The organism is Streptomyces sp. NPDC007808, assembly GCF_042868655.1.
In the GTDB taxonomy this organism is placed as follows: domain Bacteria; phylum Actinomycetota; class Actinomycetes; order Streptomycetales; family Streptomycetaceae; genus Streptomyces.
This window is the reverse complement of record NZ_JBIAEQ010000009.1, coordinates 1-15,268: the sequence shown is the minus strand read 5'-3', so window position 1 is coordinate 15,268 and position 15,268 is coordinate 1. Positions and strand designations below refer to the sequence as shown.

The following is a 15,268-nucleotide window of genomic DNA, read 5'->3' as shown; positions in this document are numbered from 1 at the left end:
GTCCAGCAGCCCTCCGGCCGACGCGGCGGTCAACGGTCAGGTGACCGCCGTCGAGCTCGCCGGGATCACCAAGCGTTTCCCGGGCGTCGTGGCCAACCACGACATCCACCTCACCGTCCGCAAGGGCACCGTCCACGCCCTCGTCGGCGAGAACGGCGCCGGCAAGTCGACGCTGATGAAGATCCTCTACGGCATGCAGAAGCCGGACGAGGGCACCATCGCGATCAACGGCGAGAAGGTCGCCTTCTCGTCGCCGGCCGACGCCATCGTGCGCGGCATCGGCATGGTCCACCAGCACTTCATGCTCGCGGACAACCTCACCGTCCTCGAGAACGTGGTGCTGGGCAGCGAGAAGCTGTACGGCATCGGAGCCAGGGCGCGCCGCAAGATCAAGGAGATCTCCGAGCGCTACGGCCTCGGCGTGGAGCCCGACCGCCTGGTCGAGGAGCTCGGCGTCGCCGCCCGCCAGCGCGTGGAGATCCTCAAGGTCCTCTACCGCGGCGCCACCACCCTGATCCTCGACGAGCCGACGGCCGTCCTGGTGCCGCAGGAGGTGGACGCGCTCTTCGAGAACCTCCGCGAGCTGAAGGCCGAGGGCCTGTCGGTCATCTTCATCTCCCACAAGCTGGGCGAGGTCCTCTCCGTCGCCGACGAGATCACCGTCATCCGCCGCGGTACGACGGTCGGTACGGCCGTGCCCGCCGAGACCACCCCGCGCCAGCTCGCGGAGATGATGGTCGGCAGCGAACTGCCCACCCCGGAGACCGCCGAGTCGACGGTCACCGACCGGCCCGTCATCACGGTCGACAAGCTGCGCCTGGAGACGGCCGGCGGCAAGGCCCTGCTGGACGACATCACCTTCACCATCCACGCGGGCGAGGTCCTGGGCATCGCCGGCGTCGAGGGCAACGGCCAGACCGAACTGGTCGACGCGCTCATCGGCCTCAAGGCGGCCGACTCCGGCACGATCAAGCTGATCGACGAGGAGATCACCGGCTGGCCCACCCGCAAGCGCCGCGAGCAGGGCATCGGCTACATCCCCGAGGACCGCCACCGCCACGGCCTGCTCCTGGAGGCCCCCCTCTGGGAGAACCGCATCCTCGGCCACGTCACCGAGAAGCCCAACGCCAAGGGCGTGTGGCTGGACCCGAAGGCCGCGCAGGAGGACACGCGCCGCATCGTCGAGGCGTACGACGTCCGTACCCCCGGCATCGAGGTCACCGCCGCCTCCCTGTCCGGCGGCAACCAGCAGAAGCTGATCGTCGGCCGCGAGATGAGCCACAAGCCGCGCTTCCTGATCGCCGCCCACCCCACCCGCGGTGTGGACGTCGGCGCGCAGGCCGCGATCTGGGACCACATCCGTGAGGCCCGCCGCGAGGGCCTGGCCGTACTGCTGATCTCCGCCGACCTGGACGAGCTGATCGGCCTGTCCGACACCCTCCGCGTGATCTACAACGGCAAGCTGGTCGCGGACGCCGACCCGGCCACCATCACCCCGGAGGAGCTGGGCTCGGCCATGACGGGTGCCGCTACCGGGCACCTGGAGCACGAAGAGACGACCCCCGAGACTCCCGACCTTCGCAAGTCTCCCGAGTCCGGTGAAGACGAGGCCCGCTGATGAAGAAGTTCGACAAGGAGCGCGTGCTCCTCGCCGTGGCCGGACCGGTCATCGCGCTCGCCGTGGCCTTCGTGCTCAGCGCGATCGTGCTGATCGCCTCGGGCAAGAGCCCGGTCGAGCCGTACACCCTGATGTTCGAGCAGGCCTCGTTCTCCGACATCCAGGTCCTGATCATCAACCAGGCCTCGATGTACTACATCGCCGCCCTCGCGGTGGCCATCGGCTTCCGGATGAACCTGTTCAACATCGGTGTCGACGGCCAGTACCAGCTCGCCGCCATGATGGCCGCCATCGTCGGCGCCCACGCGAACCTGCCGACCGCCCTGCAGATCCCGCTGCTGCTGCTCACCGCGGTGTGCACCGGCGCGTTCTGGTCCGGCATCGCCGGTGTCCTCAAGGTCACCCGCGGTGTCAGCGAGGTCGTCGCGACGATCATGCTCAACGCCATCGCCACCTCGGTGATCGCCTACCTGTGGCTGCCGAGCGTCTTCGGCGTCAAGGTCGGCAACAACAACACCACCGGCGAGATGTACGAGTCCGGCTGGGTGCCCGGCATCAACATGGGCGACGCCGGTGAGATCTACGGCCTGGTCTTCCTCGCCGTGCTGCTCGGCATCGCCTACTGGATCGTGCTCAACCGCACCCGCTTCGGCTTCGACCTGCGCGCCTCCGGCGCCTCGGAGACCGCCGCCGCGGCCAGCGGTGTCGACCCCAAGCGCATGGTGCTCACCGCCATGCTGCTCTCCGGCGGCATCGCGGGCCTCGCCGGCCTGCCGATCCTGCTCGGCGACACCCACACCTACAGCCTGAACTTCCCCACCGGCATCGGCTTCCTCGGTATCGGCATCGCCCTGCTCGGCCGCAACAGCCCGGTCGGCATCGCGTTCGCCGCCCTGCTGTGGGCCTGGCTCGACAAGGCCTCGCCCGAGCTGGACTTCCACGACTACGACAAGGAGATCGCGGTCATCATGCAGGGCCTGATCGTGCTCTCGGTCGTCGTCTCCTACGAGGCCGTCCGCGAGTGGGGCCTGCGCCGCCAGCAGCGCCGCGTGGGCGCCGAACTGGCCGCCGGTCACGTCCTCGGCGCCGACAACAACACCACGAAGGAGGTGGCGGGCCGATGACCACCCCGCAGACTTCAGCGGTCGACGTCAACCAGCCCACGCTGCAGCCCGCGGCCCCCACCGGCCGGCGCCTGTCGTGGCCCGTCCTGCTGCTGGTCATCGCCGGAGCCCTGGCGCTGACCTCGATCGTCCGCATCATCACCGGCGCGGACGGCATCACCAACGTCAGCCAGATGTCCACCGCGCTCCAGCTCGCCGTGCCGATCGGCCTCGCCGGTCTCGGCGGCCTGTGGGCCGAGCGCGCGGGCGTCGTCAACATCGGCCTCGAAGGCATGATGATCCTCGGCACCTGGTTCGGTGCCTGGGCCGGATTCCAGTGGGGTCCGTGGACCGGCGTCCTGGTCGGCGTCCTCGGCGGCGCGATCGGCGGCCTGCTGCACGCCTTCGTCACCGTCACCTTCAACGTCAACCACATCGTCTCCGGTGTGGCCATCAACATCCTCGCCCTCGGCGCCACCCGCTACCTCGCGCCCCTCGCCTTCGAGGGCCACGCGGGCGGCTCCGCCAAGCAGTCCCCGGCGGTCGAGTCCCTCGGCAACTTCACCGTGCCCGGCCTGTCCGACGCGCTGCGGGACCTCAACAACCAGGGCTGGTTCTTCATCTCCGACATCGCCGGCCTGCTCGGCGGCCTGGTCACCAACGTCTCCTGGCTGACCCTCGTCGCCGTGGCGCTGATCCCCGCGACCTGGTGGATCCTGTGGCGCACCGCCTTCGGCCTGCGCCTGCGCTCCTGCGGTGAGAACCCGGTCGCGGCCGAGTCCCTCGGCGTGAACGTCTACAAGTACAAGTACATCGCCGTGGTCATCTCCGGCGGACTGGCCGGCCTCGGCGGCGTCTTCCTGTCCATCGTGGCCAACCCCTTCTACCTGGAGGGCCAGGTCAGCGGTCGCGGCTTCATCGGCCTCGCGGCGATGATCTTCGGCAACTGGATGCCGGGCGGCCTCGCCCTCGGCGCCGGCCTGTTCGGGTACACCGACAGCCTCAACCTGCGCGGCGGCTCGGAGAACGTCCACGCCCTGCTGCTGCTTGCCGCCCTGCTGCTGCTCATCGGCGCGATCTGGCTGGCGGTCCGCAAGAAGTACACCTCGGCCGCGATCACGGCGGTCATCGGCGCCCTGGTCCTCACCTGGTACGCCACCACCAACGAGGTCCCCAACCAGGTCGTCTCGGCCACGCCGTACGTCATCACCCTCGTCGTCCTCGTCCTGTCCGCGCAGCGCCTGCGGGTGCCGAAGGCGGACGGGCTGCCGTACCGGAAGGGGCAGGGCAAGTGACCCCGGCCGCCTCCCACGACGTCGACTGGGACAAGCTGCGCGCGGCGGCCCGGGACGCCATGTCCCGCGCCTACGCCCCGTACTCCGGCTACCCGGTCGGCGTCGCGGCTCTGGTCGACGACGGCCGTACGATCACCGGCTGCAACGTCGAGAACGCCTCCTACGGCCTCGGCCTGTGCGCCGAGTGCGGGCTGGTCTCGGAGCTGCAGAACACGGGCGGCGGTCGGCTGACGCACTTCACCTGTGTCGACGGCGACGGCGAGATCCTGGTCCCGTGCGGCCGCTGCCGTCAGCTGTTGCAAGAGTTCGGCGGCCCGGACCTGCTGCTGGAGACCCCCGAAGGGATCCTGCCGCTGTCGCGGATGCTGCCCCAGGCCTTCGGGCGGGGCCACCTCGACAAGTAACTCCTGTGCGGCCCTTCTGAGCGCTCGATCGAGCGAGCCGCTCAGAAGGGCCGTCATTTTTCGAACGTACGGCCGGAAGGAAAGTCATGGCCATGGACGCAATCTCTGTCATCCGCACCAAGCGGGACCGCGGCGAACTCAGCGACGCGCAGATCGACTGGGTCATCGACGCGTACACCCGCGGGGAGGTCGCCGACGAGCAGATGTCCGCGCTCGCCATGGCGATCCTGCTCAACGGCATGAACCGTCGCGAGATCGCCCGCTGGACGGCCGCGATGATCGCCTCCGGCGAGCGCATGGACTTCTCGTCCCTGTCCCGCCCGACCGCGGACAAGCACTCCACCGGCGGCGTCGGCGACAAGATCACCCTCCCGCTGGCCCCGCTCGTCGCGGCCTGCGGCGCCGCCGTCCCGCAGCTGTCGGGCCGGGGCCTCGGCCACACCGGCGGCACGCTCGACAAGCTGGAGTCCATCCCCGGCTGGCGGGCGCTGCTGTCGAACGAGGAGATGCTGAACGTCCTCGACACCACGGGCGCGGTGATCTGCGCGGCGGGCGACGGACTGGCCCCCGCCGACAAGAAGCTGTACGCCCTGCGGGACGTCACGGGCACGGTCGAGGCCATCCCGCTGATCGCCTCGTCGATCATGTCCAAGAAGATCGCCGAGGGCACCGGCTCCCTGGTCCTGGACGTCAAGGTCGGCACCGGCGCCTTCATGAAGACCATCGAGGACGCGCGGGAGCTGGCGTCCACCATGGTGGGCCTCGGCACGGACCACGGTGTGAAGACGGTGGCCCTGTTGACGGACATGTCGACCCCGCTCGGTCTCACCGCGGGCAACGCGCTGGAGGTCCGCGAGTCGGTGGAGGTCCTCGCGGGCGGCGGCCCCGCGGACGTCGTGGAGCTGACGGTCGCCCTGGCCCGGGAGATGCTGGAGGCGGCGGGTGTCCGTGACGCCGACCCGGCCAAGGCCCTGGCCGACGGCTCCGCGATGGACGTCTGGCGCCGCATGATCGCGGCCCAGGGCGGCGACCCGGACGCCGAGCTGCCGGTGGCCCGCGAACAGCACGTGATCAAGGCCCCGTCCTCCGGTGTCCTCACCCGCCTGGACGCCTACGACATCGGCGTCGCCGCCTGGCGCCTGGGCGCCGGGCGTGCCCGCAAGGAGGACCCGGTGCAGGCCGGCGCGGGCGTCGAGCTGCACGCCAAGCCGGGCGACACGGTGACCGAGGGCCAGCCCCTGCTGACCCTGCACACGGACACCCCCGAGCGCTTCGAGTACGCCCTCCAGTCGGTCGAGGGCTCCTACGACATCGCTGCGGCGGGCACGGACTTCACCGCGTCGCCGGTGGTGCTGGAACGCATCGCCTGACCTGGCGCGCCCGCGGTCGGACGCCGCGGACGTCCAAAGCCCTTTCGGGTGAACGGGACCGGTGGACCCCCACCGGTCCCGTTCGGCGTGCTGGGATCGATGGCGCCTCGACAAGGAGACCGCCATGAGCGCACTCACCGTGAGCCAGGACCCCGACCAGAACTGGGACGACCTCGTCCGGTTCTGGGAGGAGATGGACTGGCCCGAGGGCAGCAAGGTGGAGATCATCGAGGGGATCGTCACCGTGACACCTGCTCCCGCGTCCCGCCACAACGTGATCGCGGCCGTATCCAGCGTCGCCTCTACTCCGCGATCCCCGAGGACCGGGGCATCTTCCAGACACAGGCGATCGCCGTACCGTCCCGGCTGGGCATGCTCATCCCTGACCTGCTCGTCACTCCCGTGCGGGAATGCGCGGAGGCGGACTCCCACATCCCGGCGGCCCTGGCCGAACTCGTCGTCGAGGTGACCTCCAGGTCCAACGCCCACCACGACCGCGTCAGCAAGCCCGCCGTCTACGCCACCGCCGGGATCCCGCTCTACCTGCTGATCGACCGCTGGGCCCCCGGAGGGCCCACGCCCACCGCCACGCTCTTCGGAGAGCCGAAGGGCGATGTCTACGGGGTTCTGAGCGCGGTCAAGTTCGCTGACCCCATCACGTTGCCGGAGCCGTTCGACGTGACGATCGACACCGGTGAGTTCCCCGTCGACTGACCTCACCCAAGCAGTGTCGCCACGGCCACCAGCACCGGCACCGACAGCACCGTCGACAGCAGGATCGAGTCCCGCGCCAACCGCTCGCCGACCCCGTAACTCGACGCGTACGTGAAGAGGTTCTGCGCGGCAGGCAGGGCCGACGTCACCACCACGTCCAGCAGCGGAGCGCCCCGCAGGCCGAAGACCCCCGCCGCGAGGGCCCAGGCCGCCGCCGGCTGAACCAGGGACTTCAGCGCGACCGACAGCAGGACCGGAAGGCGGTCCGGGCCGCGGCCGGGCATCGTGCTGCCGCACAGGGAGATACCGAAGGCCAGCAGGACCGCCGGGACCGACATGCCGCCGATCAGGGTCAGTGGGTCGAAGACCGGAGCGGGGACCTTCAGCCCCGTCGCCGACACCGCCACGCCCGCCAGGGAGCCGACCGCGATCGGGTTGCGCAGCGGGGTGAGCAGCCGGTGCCACAGCGGGCCCTTCCCGCCCCCGCCGGACAGGTCGAGGATCGTCAGGGCGATCGGCGTGACCCCGACCAGCTGGAACAGCAGCACCGGCGCCACGAGCGAGGCGTCTCCGAGCACGTACACCGCGATCGGGATGCCGAGGTTGCCGGAGTTGACGTAGCTGGAGCACAGCGCGCCGATCGTCGTACGGCCCACGCCCCAGCGCCGTACGGCCCCCACTACGACGAAGACCCCGGCCGCCGCGGCCGTGCTCAGCGCCGTCACCAGCAGTCGGCTGGAGAAGATCACCGAGAGGTCGGTCCGCGCGAGCGTGGTGAAGAGCAGCGCGGGTGAGGCCACGTGGAAGGCCAGCTTGGTGAGGACGTCCCGGCCATGCACACCGAGGTGGCCGCGCCGGCCGATCGCATAGCCCACCCCGATGACGACCGCGATCACCGCGAAGCCGGTCAACACCCCCTGCACGGAGCCCCCTTGGTGGCATGGCGGCCACGGCGTACACGGAGACATGCTGATAGGTGGCGCATACAGCAAACCCTCCTGGGCAGGAGGGGCGCGGGTCAATGTGATCCCGGTCGGCGGACATCCCGCGCATGGGCACCGGTACACCGGGCGCCGGGCGAGGGGCCCGCCGTCCGATGAGTTCCGTGCCCCCGCCCGGTCTACCGATCGTGGACGCCATGACACCCGCGGTACTCGTGCTGGCCGGCCCCGTCACCCGGGACGAGGTGGCGGGGCTGTACGAGAGGGCGCGGGCGCTGCTGGAGACCACCGGGGCCAAGGTCCTGGTGTGTGACGTGGGAGGGCTGGGGCCGCCGGGACTGGGCGCCGTGGAACTGCTGGCGCGGCTTCAGCTGGCCGCGCGGCGAGCCGGGGGCCACATCCGGCTCAGGGACGCCGATCCCGCGCTACACGCCCTCCTCGACCTGGTCGGCCTCGGCTTCGAGGCGGAGGGGGAGGTCGAACAGCGGGAACCAACGCTGTGTGTCGAGGAAGCAGTGGAACCCGGTGATCCGGCCGTCTGAGATCTCCAGGACCTGGACCGCCCAGGGAACGAAGCCGCCCTTCTCCGGGTCCGGCTTGTACTGGGCGAACCCCGGAAGCCCGTTGACCTGCACCGGAACCAGATGCGAGCCGGCACAGGGGGCGCCGAGCGTCGTCATGAAGCCGGTGATGTCCCGCGCGCCCGTCAGCCACAGGTCGAACGGCGGCATCGTCATGATGGCGTCCTCGTGCAGCAGAGCCGTGAGCGCCGTCATGTCGTAGCCCTCGAACGCCGCGACATACCGGTCGAGGAGCTTTTGCTGCTCGTCGTCCAGCGGGTCGGAGACGGCCGCGTCGCCGCCCGGCTGCTGCTGCTCGGCGAGCGTGGCGCGCGCCCGCTGCAACGCGCTGTTCACCGAGGCGACCGTGGTGCCGAGCAGTTCGGCGACCTCGCTCGCCTTCCAGGCCAGCACCTCGCGCAGGATCAGCACCGCCCGCTGCTTGGGCGGCAGCTGCTGAAGGGCGGCCATGAAGGCGAGCCGGACCGACTCCTTGGCGACGGCGGCCTCGGCGGGGTCGTCGGTCGTGGGCAGCACCCGGTTGTCCGGCATGGGCTCCAGCCAGGTGTTGTCCGGGCGGGGCGAGAGCGCCGCGTGGGCGAGCGGAGTCGACTCCGTCAGGTCCATGGGCCTGGCCCGCTTGTTGCCGGCGGTCAGCATGTCCAGGCACACGTTCGTCGCGATGCGGTACAGCCACGAGCGGAGACTGGAGCGCCCCTCGAACTTGTCGTAGCTGCGCCAGGCGCGGACCATCGTGTCCTGCACCGCGTCCTCCGCCTCGAAGGACGAGCCGAGCATGCGGTAGCAGTACCCGGTCAGTTCGACGCGGTGTTTCTCCAGCCTGACGTCGAGGTCCGTCGTTGTCGCCGTACCGTCGCTCATCGTCCACCCACCCCTGTGGCCTCTCCCGGAGGACGCCTCGTCGCGCCCCACACTTCGGAAGCTACCGCAGCCCACTGACAACGGCCCCCGGAGCGGACGAAGGCGCAGTTCAAAGGGCCCCGATGCCGAATGCGGTCACCGTGCACAGGGTCCCGGAACGCAGCTGGGGCGCACCCCGCAGAAGGGTGCGCCCCAGTGTGGTGCGGGCCGGGTGCGACGACGGGTCAGGCGACCGGGAGGCCGTTCACCGGCAGGCCCTGGGTGGGCAGGCCGCCCTGCACCGGCAGGCCGCCGAGCAGTCCGGTGACCAGGCCGGTCGGACCGCCGGCGACCGCCTGCTCGGCAGCCGGCTGCGCGGCGGCGAGGCCGGTGGTGACCGCTTCCTGCCCCTGGGCCAGCCCCTCGGTGGCGGCGGGCGTCGCCTGGGAGAGGTTCTCGGCGGGGATCGACTTGGTCACGGTGTCCAGCGCCGTGCCGGCGGCCTCCGGGCCGACCGGCGCGGCGTTCGCGACGCCGGCGCCCGCGGCGGCGAAGGCGGCACCGAGAGCGGCGACACCGAGGGTCTTGGCAGCAGACTGCTTCATGAAATGCGTCCTCGAAATTCGTTACGGGGTTTTGAGCGGTCCTCGACCGTAAACACGCCGCGGCTGCCGCCGCAAACATCGAAATGAGGACGGATTGTGAATGCCGTTTGCGCTCCGTGTACGCGCGGTTCCCCCGGTCAGTCCTGTTCAGCTGCAGAGTCGCTGGTAGACGTGGTCTGCTGGAAGAGCCACTCGGACTTGAGTTCGGCATATCCGGGCTTGATCACGTCATTGATCATCGCGAGTCGTTCATCGAAAGGAATGAACGATGATTTCATCGCATTGACGGAGAACCACTGCATGTCGTCGAGTGTGTAATCGAATGCCTCGATGAGATGCTCGAATTCCCGGCTCATGCTGGTGTGGGACATCAGGCGGTTGTCGGTGTTGACCGTGGCGCGGAAGTGCAGCCGGCGCAGCAGGCCGATGGGGTGGGCGGCGTAGGAGTCGGCGGCGCCGGTCTGCAGGTTGGAACTGGGGCACAGCTCCAGCGGGATGCGCTTGTCCCTCACGTACGAGGCGAGCCGGCCGAGCTTGACCGAGCCGTCGGCGTGCACCTGGATGTCGTCGATGATGCGCACCCCGTGCCCGAGCCGGTCGGCGCCGCACCACTGCAGGGCCTGCCAGATCGACGGCAGGCCGAAGGCTTCGCCGGCGTGGATGGTGAAGTGGTTGTTCTCGCGCTTGAGGTACTCGAAGGCGTCGAGATGCCGGGTGGGCGGGTGGCCTGCCTCGGCGCCCGCGATGTCGAAACCGACGACGCCGAGATCGCGGTAGCGGTTGGCGAGTTCGGCGATCTCCAGGGAGCGGGCGGCGTGCCGCATGGCGGTCAGCAGGGCGCCGACCCGGATGCGGTGGCCGTTCGCCCGGGCGAGCCGCTCGCCTTCCCGGAAGCCCTCGTTGACCGCCTCGACGACCTCTTCGAGGCGGAGCCCGCCTTCGAGGTGCTGCTCGGGTGCATAGCGCACCTCCGCGTAGACCACCCCGTCCTCGGCGAGGTCCTCGGCGCACTCCCGCGCGACCCGGACGAGGGCGTCACGGGTCTGCATCACGCCGACGGTGTGGGAGAAGGTCTCCAGGTACCGCTCCAGCGACCCGGAGTCGGCGGCCTCGCGGAACCAGACGCCGAGCTTGTCGGGGTCGGTCTCGGGGAGCCCGGAGTAGCCGGACTCGCGGGCGAGCTCGATGATCGTGCCGGGGCGGAGCCCGCCGTCGAGGTGGTCGTGCAGCAGAACCTTCGGCGCTCGGCGGATCTGGTCCGAGCTCGGGGTGTGTGCCTTCGGGGCAGTCTCGCTCGTCATTGTGGAACTCTAAACGCCTACCCGCGTAGATCGCTGGGTGACGGCCCGATCGCCACCCGCCCGCCCCCCGGCGCGCACCGCGCTTTACGAATCCGTCGATACGTAACAGTGACCCCACGGACGGGTGGCGTACACCCGCACTTCTGACACTGTTCTGTCATGGCACAGCAAGCGACGCCGGTTCGCAGAGCCCGACTGGGCAAGGCGATCGGACCGGAGCCGACAGCGGTGAGCGGTGTGGTGCTCCTGCTTCCCGGCGGTGACGAGGTCTCACATCGCAAGCCGGCGACGTTGCTGGCGCCCTCGTATCTGCGGACACTGGGGCGCCGTCTGGCGCGGGCCGGGCGGGAGGAGGGGCTCGCCGCGCATGTCGTCCACTACCGGTACCGCGGGTGGAACGGCAGCGACGCGAACCACCGCAGCGACGCGCTGTGGGCCGCCGACGAGGTCGTACGGCGCTACGGCGACGTTCCTGTCTGCCTCGCCGGGGTCGACATGGGCGGACGGGCGGCCCTCCAGGCCGGCGGACACGAAGCGGTGAACTCCGTCCTTGCGATGGCCCCTTGGCTGCCCGAGGAGGACGTGGCGGCGTCGCCCGAACCGGTGAAGCAGCTCGGGGGGCGGCGCGTGATGATCGTGCACGGCACGAACGACGAGCGGACCGATCCCGAGTTGTCGTTCCGGTTGGCGGCGCGGGCGAAGAAGGCGAACCGGGAGGTGTGCCGGTTCGAAGTGCACTCCGATCGGCACGGGTTGCAGCAGCATCGGGACGAAGTCCTCGCGTTGGCCGAGGACTTCGTCATGGGGGTGCTGTTCGGGCGGGCGTTCTCGCGGCCGGTCGTGGACGCGTTCGCCGCTCCGCCGCCGCTGGGGCTGCGTATGCCGCTGGCCGCGGGATTCGGCAAGTCGTTGCGTCGGTAGCTTTGTCGGGGGCGGCTGTCGGGTCGGTTGTCGGGGGCGGCTGCCGGGTCGGGTGTCGGGGGCGGCTGTCGGGTCGGTTGTCGGGGGCGGCTGTCGGGTCGGTTGTCGGGGGCGGCTGTCGGGTCGGGGTGCGGATCGTGTGGTGGTTCCGCACTCGTCAGGCCGGCAGCAGGTTGCCCCTCCTGGACAGCAGGAACTTCTTGAAGGCCGCCACCGGAGGCGTGTCCGGGCGGTGCGCCAGCCAGGCCACGCCGATCTCCCGGGCCGCCCTCGGGGCCGTGACCGTCAGTTCCACCACCCCCGGCCGCGGGACGGTCGGGGGAGGCAGGAGCGCCACCCCCAGGCCCGCCGCGACCAGGCCCCTCAGTGTTTCCGCCTCCTCGCCCTCGAAAGCGACGCGCGGACTGAATCCGGCCTCCCGGCACAGGTCGTCGGTGATACGGCGCAGGCCGTAGCCGGGTTCCAGCGTCACGAAGGTCTCGTCGGCCGCTTCCACCAGACGGATGCGCCTGCGGGCGGCGAGGCGGTGGTCGGCCGGCACGACCAGGCGAAGTTTCTGCTCGTCCAGGCGGCGGGCCACCAGGTCGGGGGCGTCCGGCACGGGGGACGTCAGGCACAGGTCCAGCTCGCCCGCCCGCAGACGCTCGATCATCGCCTCGCCGTAGTTCTGGACCAGGCTGAAGCGGATGCGGGGATGGTCGGCGCGGAAGGCGTGCAGGAGCCCGGGCACCGTCTCCGCGCCCATGGTGTGCAGGAACCCGAAGGCGACCTTCCCAGTGGCCGGGTCGGCATCGGCCCGTACCTCGTCGGCGGCGCGGCCGATCTCGGTGAGGGCGCGTTCGACCGAAGCGAGGAAGGTGCGGCCGGCGGGGGTCAGGGAGACCGTACGGCCGTGGCGGGCGAACAGGTCGACGCCGAGGTCCTGCTCAAGGCGGACCATGGCACGCGACAGCGTGGACTGGGGCACCCGCATCTCCTGAGCGGCCCGGGTGACGTGCTCGGTGCGGGCGACACCGGCGAAGTACGCGAGACGGGGCGCGAGCAGCCTCGACATCTCCGCCATGTCTTCTGTGTCACCGGACGGTGACAGGCGAGGCTGTGAGCTGTGTTGATGCACCATGGGAACGATTATGTCGAATCCATGCATTGGACGGATGAGTAGGGGCGTACGTAGCTTCGAAGCATGTCTCCCGCCAGTACCGGGGCGTCCACCGTCGTGGGCGCCGCGCACTCCGTCCCCTCCCTCGACTCCCGGATGGCCCCGGGCGGCCCCGGCTACCGCCGGATGAGTCTCGCCCTCTTCCTCGCCGGTGTCGCGACCTTCGCCCTGCTCTATTCCACGCAGGCCCTTCTGCCTTTGATCTCCGGGGAGTTGGGGGTCACGGCGAGCGCGGCGAGCTGGACGGTGGCGGCGGCCACGGGCGGGCTGGCGCTGTTCGTGCTGCCGATGAGCGCGCTGTCGGAGCGGTTCGGACGCCGTACGGTCATGACGGCCTCGCTTGCGGTCGCCGTGACCGTCGGAATGCTGGTCCCCTTCGCGCCGAACCTCACCGTCCTGGTCGCGCTGCGGGCGGTCCAGGGCGCGGCGCTGGCGGGACTGCCGGCGTCGGCGACCGCCTATCTCGCCGAGGAGGTCCGGCCGAAGGCGCTGGTCACGGCGATCGGGTTGTTCGTCGCGGGCAACAGCGTCGGCGGCATGAGCGGCCGCGTCGTGACCGGCTGGGTCGCGCAGGAGTGGGGCTGGCGGGTCGCCGTCGGGGTCGTCGGCGCGCTCGCCGTGGCCTGCGCGGTGGCCTTCCGGATGCTGCTTCCGGCGCCGCGTCACTTCAAGCCGGGGTCGCTGCGGCCGCGGGTGCTCGTGCGGACGGTGCGGGGGCATCTCTCCGACCCGCTGCTGTGCCGTCTGTACGCCATCGGCGCGCTGTTCATGACGGTGTTCGGCGGCGTGTACACGGTGATCGGCTACCGGCTGACGGAGGCGCCGTTCGGTCTGCCCCAGGGCGTCGTCGGCTCGATCTTCCTGGTGTACCTGGTCGGCACGGTCTCGGCGTCGACGGCGGGACGGCTCGTGGGCCGGCTGGGGCGGCGCGGAGCGCTGTACGCCGGCGGTGCCACCACGGCGGCCGGTCTGCTGCTGTCCCTGGCGGGGTCCCTGCCGCTGGTGCTGCTCGGGCTGGTCCTGATCACCGGCGGGTTCTTCGCGGGCCACGCGGTGGCGTCCTCGGCGGTCAGCAGGACCGCCACGCACGGGCGGGCCCAGGCGTCGGCGCTGTACCAGTCCGCCTACTACGTCGGTTCCAGCGCCGGCAGCATGCTGGGCGCGGTGGCCTTCCACACGGGCGGCTGGGCCGGGACCGTCGGGGTCGGGCTGCTGGCGGTGGCCGGGGTCGTGACGATCACGGTGTTCGGGACGCGGGCGGCTCGCTTGCGGCGGCGGGAGCCGGTCACGGCCGCGTGAGCCGTGTGACACTGCCCAGTGCGCCCCCGCCGACGGCGGGGGCGCACTCGTCTGCGCGGTTACCAGGCTGTGCGGGCCTTCGCCTTGTCCTCCGAGGGCAGCAGGATCCACAGCGCGGCGTAGAGCAGGAACTGCGGGCCCGGGAGCAGGCAGGAGACCAGGAAGATCACCCGCATCGTCGTCGCGGAGGTGCCGAAGCGCCGGGCCAGCGCGGCGCACACTCCGCCGATCATGCGGCCGTGGGTGGGTCGGGCGAGCGCGGTCATGGTGCGGCTCCTTCGCTTGGCGTCGGTGGGAGGTGGGTGCCTCGACTGACATCCACGCTACGGCGACGAAGCGGGCAAAACGTCACTCTACGGAGCTATCCCGACCCTGGGAATCGTCGGGGTCCGTCCCTGAGACGGCTCCTCCTGGGGGACCGTCGAGCGGTGTGCGCGCTGGGACTTGCGGCGGAGCCACGCGCGGGAGGCGGGCACGATCGACGCGTGCGCGAGGGCCACGCCGACGGTGTTCAGGAGCAGGGAGTCGACGTCCACGACCTGGCCGGGTACGCCGGTCTGCAGCAGTTCGATGCCCAGGGAGATGAGGGCGGCGGCGGTGGCCGTGCGGACCAGGGAGCCGAGGGGGGACGCGCAGATTCTGCCGTGCGCCATGGGGATGAGTACGCCGAGCGGCGCGAGTAGCGCGAGGCCCTCGGCGATACGGCGGGCGGCCTCCTGCCAGCCCAGGGCCAGGTCGGCCCTTATCCCGGCGAAGGGGTGGAGGTTGGCGGGCATCACCCAGGGGACGTCGAGCGGGCGCAGCGTGAGCCAGGCGACGAATGCCAGATGAGCGACCAGCAGGACGCTGCCCGTCACACGAAGCGGGTTGCTGATCGCGGCGCTGCCGCCGATGGAGCCTTGACGCTGCACGCCCCCCTAGACGCGCCCCCCGGCAGGATCGGTTCCGGGCGGCGGCGTTATGGGGTGAGGTGTCCGCCACAGGGGGGTGGGTGCGGGGTGCCTGCGGCGCCTGTGCGGGTTCGGTGGGGGTGCGCGGTGCCTGCGGCGCCTGTGCGGGGTTGTGGGGGTGTGCGTAGCGCCTGGGGGTGGTGGGTGGGGCGGGGCCGTGCCGGGGG

General features: G+C 70.9%; 15 protein-coding genes and 1 pseudogene. 9 read left to right on the top strand and 7 right to left on the bottom strand.

Annotated elements, in window-relative coordinates; all coding sequences use genetic code 11:
* The first annotated feature begins 40 nt into the window (after window positions 1–40).
* The 6 genes and pseudogenes from ACFYNL_RS31095 to ACFYNL_RS31070 all read left to right on the top strand — a co-directional run bounded on the left by ACFYNL_RS31095 (window position 41) and on the right by ACFYNL_RS31070 (window position 6,504).
* Entirely contained in the window at window positions 41–1,618 is a 1,578-nt protein-coding gene (locus tag ACFYNL_RS31095) for an ABC transporter ATP-binding protein (protein ID WP_388809154.1), read from the top strand.
* A complete protein-coding gene (locus ACFYNL_RS31090; RefSeq protein ID WP_388809151.1) occupies window positions 1,618–2,742 on the top strand; it encodes an ABC transporter permease in 1,125 nt (374 codons plus the stop codon). Before ACFYNL_RS31095 ends, ACFYNL_RS31090 begins: the two co-directional genes overlap by 1 nt.
* The gene (locus tag ACFYNL_RS31085) at window positions 2,739–4,016 is read left to right on the top strand and encodes an ABC transporter permease (protein ID WP_388809149.1); all 1,278 of its coding nucleotides are present in this window, start codon (window positions 2,739–2,741) and stop codon (window positions 4,014–4,016) included. Before ACFYNL_RS31090 ends, ACFYNL_RS31085 begins: the two co-directional genes overlap by 4 nt.
* Complete coding sequence (locus ACFYNL_RS31080) at window positions 4,013–4,420, top strand: cytidine deaminase (protein WP_388809147.1); 408 nt, start codon at window positions 4,013–4,015, stop codon at window positions 4,418–4,420. Before ACFYNL_RS31085 ends, ACFYNL_RS31080 begins: the two co-directional genes overlap by 4 nt.
* 92 nt (window positions 4,421–4,512) lie before the next feature.
* Window positions 4,513–5,790 (top strand): thymidine phosphorylase, encoded by a 1,278-nt coding sequence (locus ACFYNL_RS31075; RefSeq protein ID WP_388809144.1) that lies wholly within the window; start codon window positions 4,513–4,515, stop codon window positions 5,788–5,790.
* Between the two features lie 124 nt (window positions 5,791–5,914).
* Window positions 5,915–6,504, top strand: a pseudogene (locus ACFYNL_RS31070) (Uma2 family endonuclease).
* A 2-nt stretch (window positions 6,505–6,506) separates the two neighbouring features.
* Here ACFYNL_RS31070 and ACFYNL_RS31065 read toward each other — a convergent pair.
* Entirely contained in the window at window positions 6,507–7,427 is a 921-nt protein-coding gene (locus ACFYNL_RS31065) for an AEC family transporter (RefSeq protein WP_388809142.1), read from the bottom strand.
* Window positions 7,428–7,600: 173 nt separating this feature from the next.
* Between ACFYNL_RS31065 and ACFYNL_RS31060 the strand changes: the two genes are divergently transcribed.
* The gene (locus ACFYNL_RS31060; RefSeq protein ID WP_388809139.1) at window positions 7,601–7,987 is read left to right on the top strand and encodes an STAS domain-containing protein; all 387 of its coding nucleotides are present in this window, start codon (window positions 7,601–7,603) and stop codon (window positions 7,985–7,987) included.
* On the opposite strand, the gene ACFYNL_RS31055 is transcribed toward ACFYNL_RS31060, so the two are convergent.
* From ACFYNL_RS31055 to ACFYNL_RS31045, 3 genes are all read right to left on the bottom strand, one after another.
* Window positions 7,871–8,887 (bottom strand): sigma-70 family RNA polymerase sigma factor, encoded by a 1,017-nt coding sequence (locus tag ACFYNL_RS31055; RefSeq protein WP_388809136.1) that lies wholly within the window; start codon window positions 8,885–8,887, stop codon window positions 7,871–7,873. The two genes, ACFYNL_RS31060 and ACFYNL_RS31055, sit on opposite strands and share 117 nt — an antisense overlap.
* Window positions 8,888–9,111: 224 nt before the next feature.
* Window positions 9,112–9,471 (bottom strand): ATP-binding protein, encoded by a 360-nt coding sequence (locus ACFYNL_RS31050; protein WP_388809134.1) that lies wholly within the window; start codon window positions 9,469–9,471, stop codon window positions 9,112–9,114.
* Window positions 9,472–9,608: 137 nt separating this feature from the next.
* Window positions 9,609–10,772, bottom strand: a complete 1,164-nt coding sequence (locus ACFYNL_RS31045; RefSeq protein WP_388809132.1) for an adenosine deaminase — start codon at window positions 10,770–10,772, stop codon at window positions 9,609–9,611.
* Between the two features lie 159 nt (window positions 10,773–10,931).
* Here ACFYNL_RS31045 and ACFYNL_RS31040 point away from each other — a divergent pair, with 159 nt between their 5' ends.
* Window positions 10,932–11,693, top strand: a complete 762-nt coding sequence (locus ACFYNL_RS31040; protein ID WP_388809129.1) for an alpha/beta hydrolase — start codon at window positions 10,932–10,934, stop codon at window positions 11,691–11,693.
* Between the two features lie 157 nt (window positions 11,694–11,850).
* On the opposite strand, the gene ACFYNL_RS31035 is transcribed toward ACFYNL_RS31040, so the two are convergent.
* Entirely contained in the window at window positions 11,851–12,813 is a 963-nt protein-coding gene (locus ACFYNL_RS31035; protein WP_388809126.1) for a LysR family transcriptional regulator, read from the bottom strand.
* Window positions 12,814–12,876: 63 nt separating this feature from the next.
* On the opposite strand from ACFYNL_RS31035, the gene ACFYNL_RS31030 reads away from it, so the two are divergent.
* Window positions 12,877–14,151, top strand: a complete 1,275-nt coding sequence (locus ACFYNL_RS31030; RefSeq protein ID WP_388809124.1) for an MFS transporter — start codon at window positions 12,877–12,879, stop codon at window positions 14,149–14,151.
* A 59-nt stretch (window positions 14,152–14,210) separates the two neighbouring features.
* Here the strand turns inward: ACFYNL_RS31030 and ACFYNL_RS31025 are convergent, their stop codons facing one another.
* Window positions 14,211–14,417: a PspC domain-containing protein gene (locus ACFYNL_RS31025; RefSeq protein ID WP_388809121.1), complete on the bottom strand. Its 207-nt coding sequence runs from the start codon at window positions 14,415–14,417 to the stop codon at window positions 14,211–14,213.
* A gap of 87 nt (window positions 14,418–14,504) precedes the next feature.
* The gene (locus ACFYNL_RS31020; protein ID WP_388809119.1) at window positions 14,505–15,062 is read right to left on the bottom strand and encodes a VanZ family protein; all 558 of its coding nucleotides are present in this window, start codon (window positions 15,060–15,062) and stop codon (window positions 14,505–14,507) included.
* Window positions 15,063–15,268 lie beyond the last annotated feature (206 nt).

Coding starts and splice junctions, on each gene's coding strand:
- ACFYNL_RS31075 (WP_388809144.1), top strand. CDS start 4,513: ATGGACGCAATCTCTGTCATCCGCACCAAGCGGGACCGCGGCGAACTC.
- ACFYNL_RS31060 (WP_388809139.1), top strand. CDS start 7,601: ATGAGTTCCGTGCCCCCGCCCGGTCTACCGATCGTGGACGCCATGACA.
- ACFYNL_RS31085 (WP_388809149.1), top strand. CDS start 2,739: ATGACCACCCCGCAGACTTCAGCGGTCGACGTCAACCAGCCCACGCTG.
- ACFYNL_RS31050 (WP_388809134.1), bottom strand. CDS start 9,471: ATGAAGCAGTCTGCTGCCAAGACCCTCGGTGTCGCCGCTCTCGGTGCC.
- ACFYNL_RS31045 (WP_388809132.1), bottom strand. CDS start 10,772: ATGACGAGCGAGACTGCCCCGAAGGCACACACCCCGAGCTCGGACCAG.
- ACFYNL_RS31030 (WP_388809124.1), top strand. CDS start 12,877: ATGTCTCCCGCCAGTACCGGGGCGTCCACCGTCGTGGGCGCCGCGCAC.
- ACFYNL_RS31090 (WP_388809151.1), top strand. CDS start 1,618: ATGAAGAAGTTCGACAAGGAGCGCGTGCTCCTCGCCGTGGCCGGACCG.
- ACFYNL_RS31035 (WP_388809126.1), bottom strand. CDS start 12,813: ATGGTGCATCAACACAGCTCACAGCCTCGCCTGTCACCGTCCGGTGAC.
- ACFYNL_RS31025 (WP_388809121.1), bottom strand. CDS start 14,417: ATGACCGCGCTCGCCCGACCCACCCACGGCCGCATGATCGGCGGAGTG.
- ACFYNL_RS31040 (WP_388809129.1), top strand. CDS start 10,932: ATGGCACAGCAAGCGACGCCGGTTCGCAGAGCCCGACTGGGCAAGGCG.
- ACFYNL_RS31055 (WP_388809136.1), bottom strand. CDS start 8,887: ATGAGCGACGGTACGGCGACAACGACGGACCTCGACGTCAGGCTGGAG.